Below are 15,104 nucleotides of genomic sequence, written 5' to 3'. Positions count from 1 at the left end.
CCCGCGGGAGGGCTTAGCGCATTATCTGAAACGTCTATACTTAAGGCTGGTAGTCAGACGAGGGCTAAGTGATGAAGAGCGTGAAAATGAGCGGCAGCGCGGCGCATCAGGAAACGGAGGTTGATGTTGACGCACTGCTGGCCGCTATCAATGAGATTAGCGAAAGCGATATCCGTCACGCAGGAAGCGATGAGCATCCGCAAAGCGTGAGCGTGAATGGGCGAGAATGGCACAGCTATAAGGAGTTAGCAGACGCTTTTGAGCTGGATATTCGTGATTTCAGCGTGAACGAAATTAACCGCTAAGAAAAGCATCCCGGCCGGGGAGCCGGGATGAAAACTTGCTAATGCAAGAAGCACTTGAAATTCGTTACATCAGGAAATCTGATGTGTTGACCACATTACCCTAAATTTTATTGAACACAAGGATATATTCTTTTGAAGAATGAGCCTAGGGGTAGGTATTGATGCAGGGAATTTGATGCCAATACCTTATGAAATGTATTCTTTTTGGTTCCGGGCCGTATCCTGAAGGAATGGCAGGCCTGATAAAAATAAGATTTATCCCAAACCAAAGTCGCCCTGTTCTCCCCTCGGACCAGGCCGAAGACAGAAAATCCGATCGCATTTTTACCCTCAAAGCACGGAAAAACTTTATGCGTACGTTACCCGGCAACGCCACGATGCGCACCATAAAAGCATCAGCAATGCTTATATGATATAGCGGAATTGCCCTGGTGGACCGATCGGTCCCGCGTATAGACCTGGTTACGACCGTTCTCCTTGGCTTTATATAATCGACCGTCCGCAATCGACTGCAGGTGTTCAAAGTCATAATCATGGCGTTCATGCGCGCAGCTTACGCCAAACGAGGCGCTGATTTTGATGGTTTGTCCGGCCACCAATAACAGTTCCTTCGTGTTGATACGCACCCGGATCCGCTCAGCAATGCTTGCGGCTTCAGCAAGATTCGCTCCCGGCAGCACGACACAGAACTCCTCTCCCCCAACGCGCCCGGCCACATCTTCCTCTCTTATGACAGAACCGAGCAGCGCCGCCGCGTGGGAAAGAACTTTATCGCCAGCGTGATGCCCGTAGCGGTCATTTATGCCTTTGAAAAAGTCGAGATCCATCTGGATAACGGAGAAAGGCTGCTCCTTGCGCTGGCAATCCTGCGCAAGGTTGCGGGCAATGTCGAAGAAGGCACCACGGTTGTAGAGGCGGGTCAGGGTATCGTAGTTTGCACGCCAGCTCAGCGTTTGCTGTAGGGTCAGCATATTGCTCACCAGGCGACGAATAACTCGCCATGATATCCCCAGCATCAGCGTGAAGAGCAGCCAAAGGATCGTCAGTACAATGCTGATACGACCAAATTCACCCTGTACGCCCTCACTCAGGGTGTGCACCTTGATCAGTACGCCATCAAAGTTCATCAGCTTCGCCCAGGTCACAAAACGGCTGTCCATCCGCAGCTCTCCCGCTTCTCCACTTTCCATGGAGCGGGCAATCTCAGCCTGCTGTTTCACGTCAAACACCGGCGCCCGCGAAACGTGTTCTGCCGCACTGGCAATCAACGTAAACGTCTTATCAAAAAGCATAACGGTGCCCTCATAGCGGTCATGAGACTGGCTTTGAAGAAACTGATGCATCGCGTTGACGGGAAAATCCATCGCCAGTACGCCATACCAGCGATCGTTCAAATCCAGCGGTACCGCCGCGGTGATAATCTGGCCGCTGCGGCTGCCAGGATTATAGGTATGAGTCCACTGCACACCACGGTCTGGGTTGTTTTCCGGCGACTGGGCAACAAAATAGGGCTGATCAATCAGGCGATAATAGAGAGAAACAATCCCCGGATCGTTTTCCGGGGGCGTGCTGGAGAGGAAAAAGCCGGCACGTGAGGCGTAGAACATGCGCCTTTGTAGATCGCGTTTACCGTCAGCAAGCTGCATGATGTAACTAAACTCCAGCGCGGCCCCCAGCTCCGGGTAGAGCAGACTCTTGTCGCGGTCGAGGAGGGAATTATGGGTGACAAACTCGTCAGACACGCCGTTAATCGGCATTCCACGGTTAAGATCGAGCCGCAGCTGCCAGTAAGGTTGCGTCCGCTGAATAGCAAAATCGGCCAGCGCTTTGCGGGAGACATCGGTTGAGATTGGCGACTGCAGCGCATAATGCATGGTGTTGCGATAAAACAGCAGGTTATCAATGCTGTGCTGCAGCTGTCGGTCCAGGGCGGTGGCGACATTGTCCAGGCTGTTGCGCTGGTTGGAGATATAGGCCGACTCCAGCACCGCCACTTCACGCCAGGTCAGCAGGGTTGAGAAAATAAAAACCACAATAAAACAGAGGTTTACCACCCGCTGCGGTCTTTTATAGCGGCTTAAGAACCGTTCAAATGCGTTACCGATCAATGGGGATGCTCCCTGGCGGGCGACCCTGGCCGCTGTTATCAATTCTCCCCGCAAACACCCGCAAGGATAAGGTCATGACAGATTTTGCCACCACGCGGCGACGTTGTCGAAGCCGAGTTGCCCTGAATACCTCTTCTTCGGGGCATAAAAAAACCCGGCGCAACCGGGCTCAGGTAAATAACACACCCGAAAAAAAATATTTCCGGGTGTGGGGTAAACCAGAAACCTCACGCCTGGTGAGGCACTCTGGTTTCTACTGGCGCCAGATCATCCTCGCGGAACGCCTCACGCTTTACGCCGTACCCGTCGTACCACCGGCACTCCACCATGCCACTGGAATAACCCGTGACAATCATGCGTGGACCACCGTTTTTACGCCGGACTTCATCGCTGACCACATAGACCATTGCCGCCTCCGGTATCAGGGGTGAAAACCTCTACAGTTATAGCTAATGGTCAGCGTTTTTTCCTGACTAAAGCGAGATTTTTCTTTTCACGCTGAATGAGAAGCGCCACCACGAAGGCGATTTATGCCGTTGACCGCCAGCAGCACCAGACCGCCAACGATAAAGCCCAGCACCAGATTCACAAGCGTCGGCCCGACAAGCTGAACAACGCCGCCAAACTGCCCTGTCCAGTGCTCAATACCATGATGCAGTACCGGGATGCCGTGCACAAGAATGCCGCCCCCCACGAGGAACATGGCCAGCGTCCCGACGACGGTGAGTATTTTCATCAACCAGGGGGCGATGATCAGCAGCGCTTTGCCCAGCGCCTGAGCCACCGCCGCGCGCTTATCCGCCAGCCAGTAGCCCAGGTCGTCGATTTTCACGATCATCCCGTACACACCTATGGTCACCAGAATCGCAATACCGGCCAGAATTAACACCTGATTCAGCAGCGGCGCTTCGGCCACGATGCCGAGTGTAATAGCGACGATTTCCGCCGAAAGGATAAAGTCGGTACGCACCGCGCCTTTCACCTTATCTTTTTCAAACGCCATTGGGTCCTGGGCGACGATGGATTCCAGGCGTTCCTGTTTCTCTTCCGCGCTCTCTTTATGCTTACGGGCATGCAGGCTGTGGATCACTTTCTCAACGCCCTCGAAGCAGAGAAACGCCCCGCCCACCATCAGCAGCGGCGTAATCGCCCAGGGCGCAAAGGCGCTAATAATCAGCGCCAGCGGCACCAGAATCAGTTTATTGAGAAACGACCCCTTTGCCACACTCCATACCACGGGCAGCTCCCGGTTTGCACGCAGGCCGGAAACCTGTTGAGCATTGAGCGAGAGATCGTCACCCAGAACGCCCGCCGTTTTTTTTGCCGCAAGTTTGCCCATAACGGAGATATCGTCCAGCAACGTGGCAATATCGTCGAGCAAAGTGAGTAAGCTACTTCCAGCCAAAATATCCGTCCTTATCGATTTAGTTACCCAAGAGTATGAAGCAAAATCGCTGCCGCGAAAATTCCCCGTCTTTGTCAATGTAAATTAACATTCTATCAACAAGTAAAAGACTCGCTATCCTCCGCCTTTTGGCGTTAACTATCGGCCTGAAATTAGCATCTGGTGAGGGATTATGCGTGCTCGTTCTGGTCAATTAGTGCCGCTGATAGCGGCGCTGTTTGCGTTGTATATCATCTGGGGATCAACCTATTTAGCGCTGGCTATCGGGGTGAAAACCTGGCCACCGTTTATCCTCGCCGGTACGCGCTTTATGCTTGCAGGATCCTTGCTGATGGGCATTCTGCTTATTCGTGGCCACAAGCTTCCCCGGCTGCGCCCAACCCTTAACGCGGCGCTTATCGGTGTTCTTCTGCTCGCCGTGGGCAACGGCTGCGTAACCGTGGCCGAGCACCAACATGTTCCTTCCGGCATTGCCGCGGTGATGGTCGCCACCGTGCCGCTGTTTACCCTTTGCTTCAGCCGCCTGTTTGGCATTAAAACGCGCAAGCTTGAGTGGCTCGGCATTGCAATTGGTCTGGCGGGCATTGTGCTGCTGAACAGCGGCGGCAATCTCAGCGGCAACCCCTCCGGCGCGATTTTAATTCTGATGGGTTCCCTGAGCTGGGCGTTTGGTTCGGTTTACGGGTCACGCATTGAACTGCCCGAGGGCATGATGGCCGGCGCGGTTGAAATGCTGGCCGCAGGGATTGTGGCCCTGAGCCTCGCGGCGCTAACCGGTGAACGCCTGACGACGATGCCCGACACCTCAGGCTGGCTGGCGCTGGGCTACCTGGCGCTGTTTGGCTCGATGATTTCTATCAGCGCCTATATGTACCTGATTCGTAACGTCTCCCCGGCGGTGGCGACCAGCTATGCCTACGTCAACCCGGTCGTCGCGGTGCTGCTTGGCACCACCTTCGCGGGGGAAAGTCTTTCGTCGATTGAATGGCTGGCGCTGGGCGTCATTATTTTTGCCGTGGTGCTGGTCACGCTGGGCAAATATCTGTTCCCGGCCAAACCCGTTATTACGTCCTGCGAAGTGGAAAAATAAGCGACTCTGCGGCCAGTGTTTGCTGGCCGCCATCATGACGTTGATGGATGCCGGTAACGTTGATTTCTGCGCTGCGTCCACCGCTGCAAACCCACTCTTCTAACCGCTCGCAAAGTGCCAGATCGCTCATTTTTTTGCGGCCCCGCAGCGCACATTCCCAGACCACCAGCACTCGCCAGCCCTGCTCCAGCAGCAGCCCGATATCGCGCTTGTCTCTTTTAACATTGCTGCCAATTTTACTCAGCCAGAAATCAGTGCGGGTGGCCGGAACCTTAAACAGATAGCAATCATGATGATGCCAGAAACAGCCGTGGGTAAAAATAACGCAGCGGTACTCATCCACAATAAAATCGGGCTTCCCCGGTAGCGCGGCATCCTGAACGCGGAAGCTAAACCCGCATTCGGCCAGAAGCGCGGAGAGGCGTTTTTCAATGGCGGTATCGCGGGTGGCAATCGCTCGCATGTTTTTACTGCGTATTGCTTTACTGTGTACGTCCGCCATTGCCGCCTCCGCTTAGCGCTTTTTGACCACGTGTTTAATGGTTGGCTCCAGCAGTTTTGCCACCGCGGCAAAAGCAGGAACCACGACGGAGTTACCAAACTGGCGATAGGCCTGGGTATCGGACACGGGAATGCGGAACGCTTTCCCCTGAGGGGATTCAAAACCCATCAGCCTGGCACATTCACGCGGCGTCAGGCGGCGCGGCCTGTTCAACTGATTATCGGGATCGTTAAAGTCGGCCTCTCCCAGCGCCTTATCCCAGCCGCGATCGACCAAAATTTCCGCGCCATCTTTAAAGTAACGCGCCGACAGGGTTCTCGCCACGCTTGCCGGATTGGTTGGGTCAACCAGCCCGTAGCCGAACCCATTCCCTTTGGCCTGATGTTTTTTTGCGTAGTTATAGAGATATTTCCACAGCGTCGGGGTCAGGACATACTTCGCATCGACTTCGTCATCCAGCAGTTCACCAAAGGTTGGGCGACGGGCAGGATAGTAGTCGCTGAGTCTTGTCAGCGTCACCGCCGAGCCCAGGTTCAGGTCGCGGCGCGTGCCGACCAGCACAATGCGCTCGCGGTGCTGCGGCAGGAAATTTTTACCATCAACAATTTTAGGATCATCACGCCCGGAGATAGCAGCATCAGCCACGTCATAACCCAGCTCATCCAGCGTCTGCATAATAATGCGGAAGGTATTACCTTTATCGTGGCTCTTCAGGTTCTTCACATTTTCCAGCACAAAAACGGGCGGACGTTTTGCCGCGATGATCCGTGCCACATCAAAGAACAATGTGCCCTGCGTTTCACAGGCAAAGCCGTGCGCGCGCCCAAGGGCGTTTTTCTTCGACACGCCAGCCAGTGAAAATGGCTGGCAGGGGAACCCGGCAAGCAGCACATCATGATCGGGCAGCGTGGCCTGGATGTGCGCCGTCGCTTGCTCATCCGTAACGTCACTGCGATGACTTAACGTCACATCGCGGATATCTTCATTAAACTGGTGCTGAGCCGGATCGCAATACCAGTTTGCTTTGTAGGTTCTCACGGCGTGCTTATTCCATTCGCTGGTGAACACGCACTGCCCGCCAATTGCCTCGAAGCCGCTGCGAATGCCGCCGATACCGGCAAACAGGTCAATAAAGCGAAAGGCATAGCGGCCATGGTGAGCCGGTGGCGACGGCAGCATGCTTTGTAGCATCTGCACCTCAACCTCAGTTAATCCTCTTGGCGCAGATTTGCCGTTATACCAGCGGTTCAGGGACTCGCGCGTCCAGTCACCTCCAACCTGTCGCAGGCGCAGGGCAACGGTTTTCTGATCGTAGATTTCAAGTAAGCGACTCACCAGCGCATGGTCTTCTTCTTGCTGAGTTTGTTTGTGGCGCTGTGCCTGGAGGGAGAGGTGTTCTGCAATCGCGTCAAGATCGTTCATCGTGAACCATATATGGGAAAAGGGAGTGAAACTGTATCACTGATTTGACCCAGAGAGAACGGAAACGGCCCGCAGATGCGCGGGCTGAAAAGATTAGGCCTGTGATTTAAAACGCTGCAGGACCTGCTCATCCACGTTCAGGTAGTCACCTTTCAACTCGGCGCACAGTTTTGCCATATAGCCAACGAGGAAGTCCGCATTGTGGTGCGCCAGCGCGCGCCCCGCTTCAGTTTGCATTGAGTCCGGTAGACGCAAAAGCTTTTTCTGGAAATGATCCACCGAGTACAGCGTGTCGTCCAGCTCACGGCGCTCGGCGAGCGGATCGTCACTGTCAAATAAGGAGCGCCCAAGCGCGCCCGACACGTAAAACACCCGCGCAAGGCCAATCGCCCCGAGAGATTCCAGCCTGTCGGCGTCCTGTACGACTTTGGCTTCCAGCGTCTGCGGCACAATGGCGGCGCTAAAGCTGTGGGCTCGCACCGCATGGGCTACGTCGTCATACCGTTCGCGGGGAAAGTCCGGGAAGTGTGTTTCCAGAATGTGCAGCGTTTCCTGTGCGGCCTGCATCGAGGCAAGATGCCGCTCCGGGTGGTTTTTGGGCAGGTTAACGATGTCGTGGAAATAGCAGGCGGTCAGCACTACCAGCCTGTCCGCCTCCGTCCCTTCCATAATATGCTGAGCGGTTTTCCAAACGCGCCGAAAATGCGCCACGTCATGGGCTTTGTCATCCTGTGCCCAATTTTCAATCAGGTACTCCTCAAACTGCTTCTGCCAGCGGGCAATCGGCATACACATACTCCCCTTCTCGTGAAAAGCGCATGTCTGAGTATAACCAGATTTATGACAATAATATGACCTCTTCCCGCAGCAGGTTCACCATCTCCCGCGGCGTACCCGCCCCCATCAGCCTTTCACGGAAAGATTCGTGCATCAACCGACGGGCTAAAACTGAGAAAATCCGCATATGCTGCGCCTGCTCATGCTCGCTGAGGGTCAGCATAATAACCAGCTTCACCGCCACGCTATTGCCCCAGTCCAGCGGTTCGTTCAGCCGCAGGATGGAGATGCTGCTGCGGGCAATCACCGCCGACTGACAGTGTGGAATAGCAATAGAAAAACCCAGCGCAGTCGTGAACACGGCTTCGCGCTGCCAGATGGCGTGCTCGGCAAGCGTGGCTGAAACCGACCGCTGCTGAACGTCGAGATTGTCCGTTAGCCGCTTAATCACCTCGTGTTTATCACCCAGCGTTTCGTCGAGAAACACCAGGGACTCAGAAATCATCTCCTCATCTGCTCGACTGGGCCCGCCAGCAGGCATACTACGCTGTTTAACGCTCTCAAGCGCCAGCCAACGCCGCGCTACCTCATCCGGCTCCGACAGCAGTAAACCGTGGCTGGCAGCCAGGAGAAACGGGTCGGCGCCAGCAGCAAATAACGCGTCCGTAGAGGCAAGACACAGCAACGGCGTTTTAAACCTTCTGGCCAATATTGCGGTATGGGAGGTTTCGCCGCCGTCGGGCATAACAATTCCCAGCAAATGCGGCCCGCGAAGCATCAACAGCTGACCGGGCGTAAGAACATTCTGGCAAATAACGATTACCGCCTCATCCAGGACCGGCATCCAAAGCCGGCTCTGCCCGGTGAGCTGGCTGGCCAGCCGTAGCCCCAGATCGTAGACATCCAGCTCGCGCTGGCGCAGGTACTCGCTGCCGCTTTGCCGGAAAGGTTCACGCAGGATATCGATAGCCTGCGCCAGGGCGGCCAGTGCATTCCGGGCCGGGTGATCCTCCCGCAGGCATTCGTCGATAGCCTCATCCTCCAGCAGCTGGCTTTGCGCATCAAGGATCTGCGCCACCTCGCCTTTGTTAAGGACAGCTTCTTCCCGCAGCCTCCGCCTGGCTCCGCTCAACGCCGCGGCCAGCTGCCGTTGCTGAACGGCAGGCGGCGTCTCATCGTACTGCCGCGCAAGGTCGTGAAGATCTACCCGCCCGACATACACCGCCTTCGCCAGGGCGCTCCCTTCGCTGACGCCATTCCCCTGCCAAACCGGCGAAGTACTTCGGGAGAGAAACACCGGTATTGGCTGCCGCTCGTTCCCGGTACTGTCGACCAGCGGTGTATCGCTGTGCTCAAATTCATGTTCAATAAAATGCCGCAGCGCCTCCAGCGCCTCCTGCTCATCCGGCCCCTCGATCAGCAACTGGCATTCATCCCCCGCGGCAACATCAGCCCCCACCAGCGCCAGCACGCTTTTCGCGTTGCCCCGCCGCGACTTGCTTTGATTGACCAGGGTGACCGTCGCGCTGAAGCGGGCTGCCCGTTGCTCAAGCGCGCAGGCCGGTCTTGCGTGGAGCCCATTGGCTAACCGGCAACGAAATAAAAGTGTCTGCATAGTGATTACGCCTTATTCAATTTAACCGATGAGCCAGGAGACAGGCGTACCTGCCGCCACGGTGCTGGCCGGGTGGGTGCAGCGTGTTTCCGCCAGCGTGACCTGCTGAAGCTCGCCGTCCGTTTCCGGGGGACGGTTATCCAGCGGGACAAGGCCCGGGTTCCAGCCCCTGAGCAGCAGAGCCTCTTTGTTTTGGGCTTTTTTCAGCGTGCTGAAGTGCAGTTGGCTTTCCCAGTTAAGTACGCTGAAGTGCGACGGGAAACGCAGAGCGTGCGCATTGGTACGGAAGCGGGACCAGCCGGAATCAAGGTAACCAGAAGCGGGCGTGCGCCACTGCTCAACCGCGTCCCAGAACGCCGGGCTTTGCCCGTTGCTCATCGGTAACACCGCGAGGTAGAAATGATGGCGGCCCGGTATTTGCGAGTCTGGCGACGGCAGAACCATGCCGGATGCCCGCCCCGGCCGCCACGGGAGCGCGGGCTGCCCGAGCCACCCTACGCTGCGGAACAAGGTAATCGCCAGAGTATCAGGCTGCCCGACGGGAATTTCGTATTCCCGTAGCCCGGCGGTCACCACGCCGAGACCGCGCTGCCGGTCATGCATCAGCACCAGGCTCTGCATCGGCCAAAGCGATGCAGGGGCTTCGGTCCAGTTTTCCTGCTGCCAGACGTGTAACGCCGCCGGGATGTTTTCGCGCTGGATCAGGCCGAAAGGCTGGTCGGCAAAGTGAAACGCATGGCGGATATCCGTCGGCAACTCAACCTGCAAACGGTGGTCGCGCAGCGTATTATTGACCTCTATTTCCACGTCCAGCCACGCCCTGTCGTGCGGCAGAGAAACGGTCATCGTCACCTCAAGCATTGCATCCAGGCGACGGGCGCGACGGGAGGCCGAGTCCGCCGGTGCGGGAATACGCCAGTCCAGCAGCAGCGTATCCTTCAGTGGACCACGTTCAAGCGCGCTGTGATGCAGGCAGCCGTTGTTGCTGATTTTCCAGTCGACCTCGGGCGGCGAATAGTTGTAGTTATCCCCCGCGTCTTCGCCGTCCACCAGCCGCAGAATGTGGGGATAAACCTCGCCGGAACGCTTATCGATAAGCGTCAGCGTTCCGGCATTAACGTCCAGCCGCAGCCATTCGTTTTCCAGGCGCTCGATCTGCGCCTCCGGTGGCACAAACCCGGGGGATTTGCCTTCCTGAAGGTAAAAGGTTTGATAGCCGCAGGCCGGAAGATCCCTCGCCGCCAGTAGGATGTGGCACTTGCGATACCAGATTGTGCGGGTGCTGTTTGACAGCTCCTGAACCACCAGCGACATATCCTGCGGCTCTTCATGCAACAGCTGCCAGATGCAGGCGTTGCCGTCCTCGTCGACGATGCGGAAATCCTGCTCCGGGGTATACAGCGTGAGGCTGAGCTGGGCATCGCGCTGGCGGGGAAGCGGGTTGAAGGCAATGATTTTTTTACCTTTCTGACGCGCGTCGATCCCTTCGGCCAGCATTTTCATATTCAGGTCGAACAGCTGCTGCGCGCTTTCTTTCCCGGACTGTAAACGCCCTTTCACTCTCTGGTTAACGTGGTCGGCATTACAGCCGCCAATGCTGTCATGGGCGTGGGACTTCATTGCCTCCCGCCAGATGCTTTCAAGCGCATGCTGCGGATAAGGCAGACCAAGACGCCAGCCCAGGGTCAGTAAAGGCTCCAGCGTCTGGCTGACAAACTGTTCCAGCGAGGCATTGAGCTGCTTGATGTCGGCGCGGGTGGAGAAAATACCGCGGTGGATGCGCATGTATTTGGGGCTGAGCAGCTCGCCGCTCCACGCCGGTAAACGACGCTCACTGGCGCGCAGCGCGTCAAAGAACTCGCTAAAGCTGCTGCGCTTAAAATAGTACGCATGCTGACCGGCGTTAAGCTGTGTCAGCGCGCCGGGGACAGCATATTCGAACGGGGACTGGTCGTTACCGTTCGGTAGCAATAGATTGTCCGTAGCGGTAAAACGTCCCTGCTTTTCAAGAATGGGCACCAGCGTTTCCGCCAGCGTATTTGGCTCGGTCGGTAACCACTTCGCGCAGCCGTAGCCCCAGGGTAAAACTGCGGTAAGAACCTGCTGGCCCCCCTGCGCATGCCAGTAGAATTCGCTGCTGGCGACGTCGCGCTCACACCATCCGCGCCAGATAACAGCGTTGTCGATGGCAAATTCATTTAGAAACATCGGTAGCTGCGCGCTTTGCCCGAAGGAGTCAGGCACATAGCCAACCGGCATGTAGCTCCCCCATGCTTTGCAGTCCGCCAGACCGAACAGCAGGTTACGCGCTATGGACTCTGCGCCGACCACTAAAAAGTCAGTTTGCGTATACCACGGGCCGATAAGTACTCGCCCATCGGCGATCAGTTGTTGCAGGCGCTGACGTTGCTCAGGAGCGACCTGCAAAAAATCCTCCAGCATCACTGTTTGCCCGTCGAGAATAAACGGCCCCAGCAACGGGTCTTGCTCCATACGCGTCAGTAAATCCAGCATAAAATAATAGAGTACGATCTTTGAATCGTTCTCCGTGAAATACCATTCTCTATCCCAGTGCGTGTGTTGAATCAAATGTACGGTCTTCATTACGCCACCTTACTTACGGCAGTTTGGATAAATTTTGGGTGCAGGATCCCCCGGCATAAAATACCGTGGTTAATAAATCCTGAACTGCTTTAAATTAATTATATGCGCCTTTAACGCCCGGCTTTAAATTTCGGCGTTGGTGCCACCACCTTATTTTCAACGAAATTTTCGCCACGAAAAACTAATAAGGAACCGACGGCGATAATGGCCGAACCGGTGACGATAGAAAGCACGTAAATCGGCCATTTATCTACCGCCAGCCAGCCGTAAAAGCCAGAAATTGGCGCGTGATTTACCGCACCAAGCCCAACGGCCATCGCCGCGCCGGTTGCGGCCCCCAACACGTTGATGATGATGATTTTCGGGTTAGCCAGCGCAAAGGGGATCGCCCCTTCCGAAACCCCAATAAGCCCCATCAGCGTGGAAGCTTTGCCCGCTTCACGCAGCGACGGTGGGAAACGCTTCGCCCATATCAGCGTGGCAACGCCAAGACCGATCGGAGGCACGATGATAGCAACCTGCGCGGCGGTGTTAGGATCATAGATTCCGGAGGCCAGCAAGGCCATCGCAGTAGTCACCGCCGCTTTGTTAACCGGCCCCCCCAGGTCAAAACCCACCATCCCGCCCACGACGGCAGCAAGAATAATTTTGTTGGTGCCGGACATCGCCAACAGCCAACTTTCCATGCCGTGATTCAGCGCCGCCAGCGGACTGCCGATGATAAAAGCCATCACCATACAGGTAAGCAGCGTTCCACCGACCGGCAGAATGAAGATCGGCCCCGCAGAAGCCAGGGCTTTAGGCAACGTGATATAGGTTGCAAGCCCCCGCACGATGTACCCCGCGACAAACCCCGCCGCCAGCGCGCCCAGGAAGCCGGTACCGAGGCTGCTGGCCAGTAAGCCGCCCACCATTCCCGGCGCAAGCCCCGGCTTATTGGCGATGGCAAAGCTGATGTACCCGGCGACAATCGGCAGCATCAGCGACAACGCCAGGCCACCAAAACCGTCAAACTTATGCAGCACCTGCACGACGATGCTCGTCGCCTGCGCATGGCTGGCATCCCAAATATTATCGATGCCGTACAGCGAAGCCCCGATACGTGCGATGCCCATGATAACCGCCCCGGCAATCACAAACGGCAGCATCCATGACACTCCGGTCATGATGGCGGTCTTAATTTCGGTCCCGGCCGGGGCTCTCCCCTCAGGCTTAAATTTAGCCATTTGCTATCTCCGACTCTATCGCTTCAAAAACGGCAGCGCCGAACTTGATCGGATCCGCCACGCTGCATTCAAGTTTTATCATGCCGTCGAAGCGTTCTTTCCCGGTGATGGCTACATCGGCGGCAATAATCACCGCGTCTGCACGGGCGAGATCGTCGGCGCTGATTTCATTCTCAACGCCCATGCCGCCCTGGGTCTCAACTTTGACGTTATGCCCGCGCTGTTGACCAACGATTTCAAGCGCTTCGGCAGCCATGTAGGTATGGGCTACGCCCGTAGGACAAGCTGCAACACAAACGATATACATAACAACTCCTTATCAGGCTGAATTGAGGCAATAAAAAAAGCACAATGGCTGAAAAGCGCATTGTGCTTCGCGGTAGAACAGTCTCCTGCATACTGGCGTCTCCACAGTCGCCGCTGGCGTGGAGGCACATCAGCAGCTGATGCAGGCTGGAAATACGGAACAAGAAAGCAAGTTCATAGCGTTTACGGATGGCCAGGCGGCGCGGACGTACAACGCTATGCCTCGCTTTTAATAATGGGAAATGCGGATGCCGAAGCGAATGATATAGATCCTCTGCGCTACACCAGAGCCGGGACCAATTTACGACACAGACGTTATCCAGCGAATCGGAATAAACGGAGTCGTCTTTTTCCAGTTCGCTCACGCTATTAAACCAGCAGCTATTATTCAACCAGACGCGCGCCCTGCCGCCGAACATCAGCAGCATAAAGCGATAAAGCGTTATGATTCGAACAATATAAACGTGCATAGTTCCCCCCATAAATCTCCCAGCAGTGTAGACAGTTCGAAAAATAACAAACGTGACTTTACGCACAGTTATATAAATACTAAAAACCCTCTTTTTTATGAGGATAAAATAGCATTGAAGTGCACAGGGAAAATTAAATGATGCCAGGAAAAAATATGAGATAAATAGGATGAGTTCAGCGGAAAGTTTTAAAGCTGGAAGGTATACATCCTGAGCCACGCAAAGACTGGTGGCTCATCGGACAATCTGGATTCAACGCAGTCTATTTTCCCTGGCGCGAACGGGATAAGCACGCGGCCTTGTGTACCAGGCTACCCAGCCCAGCACTGCCGCCACGGACCCGAGCACCAGTAACCCCATCAGCGCCCCGAGGAGTTTACCGCTGAAGGTGCCTAAATCGCCGCTGGTGACCCCGCTAACGACCCAAAAGTAACGCACCATCGCCCAAACGATGTACAAACAAAAAGCATAAAACAGCCACAGCGCAATTTTTCCGCCGGGGCTGCGAGTTGGTTTCGCATCCATAACGTTCGACCTAACTTTCTTTCAACTGGAACTAAAACGGGTGTCGACGACAGTTCCACTGCCGCCTGAATGTGATTTTTATCACACTAACGCATTAGGCGAACCGCTATAAGCGTTAAATTTTGTTTCAAATCAAAGCCAGTGGGGCATAAATCAGCTTTGCCAGTGGGGTTTGATTTAGCTTAAGGAAAATTCTTAATCGGGGGAGGTGCCTCCCGCCGGAGGGTTCGTTTATCTTTCTCTCTGTCTCTTATCCCACGTTCTTTCAAAATCTTCCGGGAGAATTCTGTCGCTCCGCAGTTATTCCGTTCACCCGTAGGTCTGTTTTCCCTGCACGTTCAGAGCACGGTGAACGTGTCCGGGGGATAACGCCATCCCCCGAACAGCCCCGGCGCCCGGCAAGCTCATCGCCGCTGAAGCGGTAAACCCACCGGCCATCACCCAAACAGTCGGGGTCGTTCGCGATTCGTTCCCGACGATCGCTCTCTTTCGCTGCTCCCGGCAGCTCAACCCCGCCTGAGTTGGGTCATAACCGGGGGCGATGAGAGCCGGGAACAAGGGTGTAGCTGTAGGTCTTGAAGCGACTGTAATGTTCTGTGTAGCTGCGGGTTTGAAGCGAGGCTCGGTTCCGGCTTAAATCGCCTCCGTTTTCTCTCCGACTGGCCAGGGTCCGGACGTCGGGAACGGCCGGAGGCTGAGAGCGTCGGGAACGCATCTCAGCCGACCCAGGACTGGGAGATAAAACGGAG

General features: G+C 55.7%; 14 protein-coding genes. 2 read left to right on the top strand and 12 right to left on the bottom strand.

What is annotated here, in order from left to right; all coding sequences use genetic code 11:
* Positions 1–71 precede the first annotated feature (71 nt).
* The gene (gene yodD, locus VGM55_RS06655) at positions 72–305 is read left to right on the top strand and encodes a YodD family peroxide/acid resistance protein (RefSeq protein ID WP_331635055.1); all 234 of its coding nucleotides are present in this window, start codon (positions 72–74) and stop codon (positions 303–305) included.
* Between the two features lie 395 nt (positions 306–700).
* Here the strand turns inward: yodD and dgcQ are convergent, their stop codons facing one another.
* The 3 genes from dgcQ to VGM55_RS06640 all read right to left on the bottom strand — a co-directional run bounded on the left by dgcQ (position 701) and on the right by VGM55_RS06640 (position 3,821).
* Positions 701–2,413, bottom strand: a complete 1,713-nt coding sequence (gene dgcQ / locus VGM55_RS06650; RefSeq protein ID WP_331635054.1) for a cellulose biosynthesis regulator diguanylate cyclase DgcQ — start codon at positions 2,411–2,413, stop codon at positions 701–703.
* 227 nt (positions 2,414–2,640) lie between these two features.
* The gene (locus VGM55_RS06645; RefSeq protein WP_154186491.1) at positions 2,641–2,820 is read right to left on the bottom strand and encodes a YodC family protein; all 180 of its coding nucleotides are present in this window, start codon (positions 2,818–2,820) and stop codon (positions 2,641–2,643) included.
* A gap of 86 nt (positions 2,821–2,906) precedes the next feature.
* Positions 2,907–3,821, bottom strand: a complete 915-nt coding sequence (locus tag VGM55_RS06640; protein WP_331635120.1) for a DUF808 family protein — start codon at positions 3,819–3,821, stop codon at positions 2,907–2,909.
* Between the two features lie 169 nt (positions 3,822–3,990).
* Here VGM55_RS06640 and yedA point away from each other — a divergent pair, with 169 nt between their 5' ends.
* Positions 3,991–4,908, top strand: a complete 918-nt coding sequence (yedA, locus tag VGM55_RS06635; RefSeq protein WP_154186489.1) for a drug/metabolite exporter YedA — start codon at positions 3,991–3,993, stop codon at positions 4,906–4,908.
* Here yedA and VGM55_RS06630 read toward each other — a convergent pair.
* From VGM55_RS06630 to VGM55_RS06590, 9 genes are all read right to left on the bottom strand, one after another.
* Positions 4,883–5,410 carry a very short patch repair endonuclease gene (locus VGM55_RS06630; RefSeq protein ID WP_154186488.1) on the bottom strand — a complete coding sequence of 176 codons (528 nt, stop codon included), beginning with the start codon at positions 5,408–5,410 and terminating at the stop codon, positions 4,883–4,885. The two genes, yedA and VGM55_RS06630, sit on opposite strands and share 26 nt — an antisense overlap.
* A 12-nt stretch (positions 5,411–5,422) precedes the next feature.
* On the bottom strand, positions 5,423–6,832 hold the full coding sequence (locus tag VGM55_RS06625) for a DNA cytosine methyltransferase (RefSeq protein WP_154186487.1): 1,410 nt from the start codon (positions 6,830–6,832) through the stop codon (positions 5,423–5,425).
* Between the two features lie 93 nt (positions 6,833–6,925).
* Positions 6,926–7,621 carry a phosphohydrolase gene (locus VGM55_RS06620; RefSeq protein WP_331635053.1) on the bottom strand — a complete coding sequence of 232 codons (696 nt, stop codon included), beginning with the start codon at positions 7,619–7,621 and terminating at the stop codon, positions 6,926–6,928.
* 49 nt (positions 7,622–7,670) lie between these two features.
* On the bottom strand, positions 7,671–9,224 hold the full coding sequence (locus tag VGM55_RS06615) for an HPr family phosphocarrier protein (protein ID WP_331635052.1): 1,554 nt from the start codon (positions 9,222–9,224) through the stop codon (positions 7,671–7,673).
* Positions 9,225–9,245: 21 nt separating this feature from the next.
* Entirely contained in the window at positions 9,246–11,828 is a 2,583-nt protein-coding gene (locus VGM55_RS06610) for a glycoside hydrolase family 38 C-terminal domain-containing protein (protein ID WP_331635051.1), read from the bottom strand.
* A 110-nt stretch (positions 11,829–11,938) separates the two neighbouring features.
* A complete protein-coding gene (locus tag VGM55_RS06605; RefSeq protein WP_154186483.1) occupies positions 11,939–13,054 on the bottom strand; it encodes a PTS fructose transporter subunit IIC in 1,116 nt (371 codons plus the stop codon).
* Positions 13,047–13,361, bottom strand: a complete 315-nt coding sequence (locus VGM55_RS06600) for a PTS fructose transporter subunit IIB (protein WP_331635049.1) — start codon at positions 13,359–13,361, stop codon at positions 13,047–13,049. Before VGM55_RS06600 ends, VGM55_RS06605 begins: the two co-directional genes overlap by 8 nt.
* Before the next feature lie 721 nt (positions 13,362–14,082).
* Entirely contained in the window at positions 14,083–14,355 is a 273-nt protein-coding gene (gene drpB, locus VGM55_RS06595; protein ID WP_061278816.1) for a cell division protein DrpB, read from the bottom strand.
* 309 nt (positions 14,356–14,664) lie between these two features.
* On the bottom strand, positions 14,665–14,913 hold the full coding sequence (locus tag VGM55_RS06590) for a hypothetical protein (RefSeq protein ID WP_331635047.1): 249 nt from the start codon (positions 14,911–14,913) through the stop codon (positions 14,665–14,667).
* Between the last annotated feature and the right edge of the window lie 191 nt (positions 14,914–15,104).

Origin of the sequence: Cedecea sp. (assembly GCF_036500665.1) — a bacterium.
GTDB lineage: Bacteria > Pseudomonadota > Gammaproteobacteria > Enterobacterales > Enterobacteriaceae > Cedecea.
This window is presented reverse-complemented; position numbering and strand designations above follow the sequence as displayed.

Bases quoted from the DNA above. Each gene is read 5' to 3' on its own strand.
- yodD (WP_331635055.1), top strand. From the start codon at position 72: ATGAAGAGCGTGAAAATGAGCGGCAGCGCGGCGCATCAGGAAACGGAG.
- VGM55_RS06645 (WP_154186491.1), bottom strand. From the start codon at position 2,820: ATGGTCTATGTGGTCAGCGATGAAGTCCGGCGTAAAAACGGTGGTCCA.
- yedA (WP_154186489.1), top strand. From the start codon at position 3,991: ATGCGTGCTCGTTCTGGTCAATTAGTGCCGCTGATAGCGGCGCTGTTT.
- VGM55_RS06630 (WP_154186488.1), bottom strand. From the start codon at position 5,410: ATGGCGGACGTACACAGTAAAGCAATACGCAGTAAAAACATGCGAGCG.
- VGM55_RS06625 (WP_154186487.1), bottom strand. From the start codon at position 6,832: ATGAACGATCTTGACGCGATTGCAGAACACCTCTCCCTCCAGGCACAG.
- VGM55_RS06620 (WP_331635053.1), bottom strand. From the start codon at position 7,621: ATGCCGATTGCCCGCTGGCAGAAGCAGTTTGAGGAGTACCTGATTGAA.
- VGM55_RS06615 (WP_331635052.1), bottom strand. From the start codon at position 9,224: ATGCAGACACTTTTATTTCGTTGCCGGTTAGCCAATGGGCTCCACGCA.
- VGM55_RS06610 (WP_331635051.1), bottom strand. From the start codon at position 11,828: ATGAAGACCGTACATTTGATTCAACACACGCACTGGGATAGAGAATGG.
- VGM55_RS06605 (WP_154186483.1), bottom strand. From the start codon at position 13,054: ATGGCTAAATTTAAGCCTGAGGGGAGAGCCCCGGCCGGGACCGAAATT.
- VGM55_RS06600 (WP_331635049.1), bottom strand. From the start codon at position 13,361: ATGTATATCGTTTGTGTTGCAGCTTGTCCTACGGGCGTAGCCCATACC.
- drpB (WP_061278816.1), bottom strand. From the start codon at position 14,355: ATGGATGCGAAACCAACTCGCAGCCCCGGCGGAAAAATTGCGCTGTGG.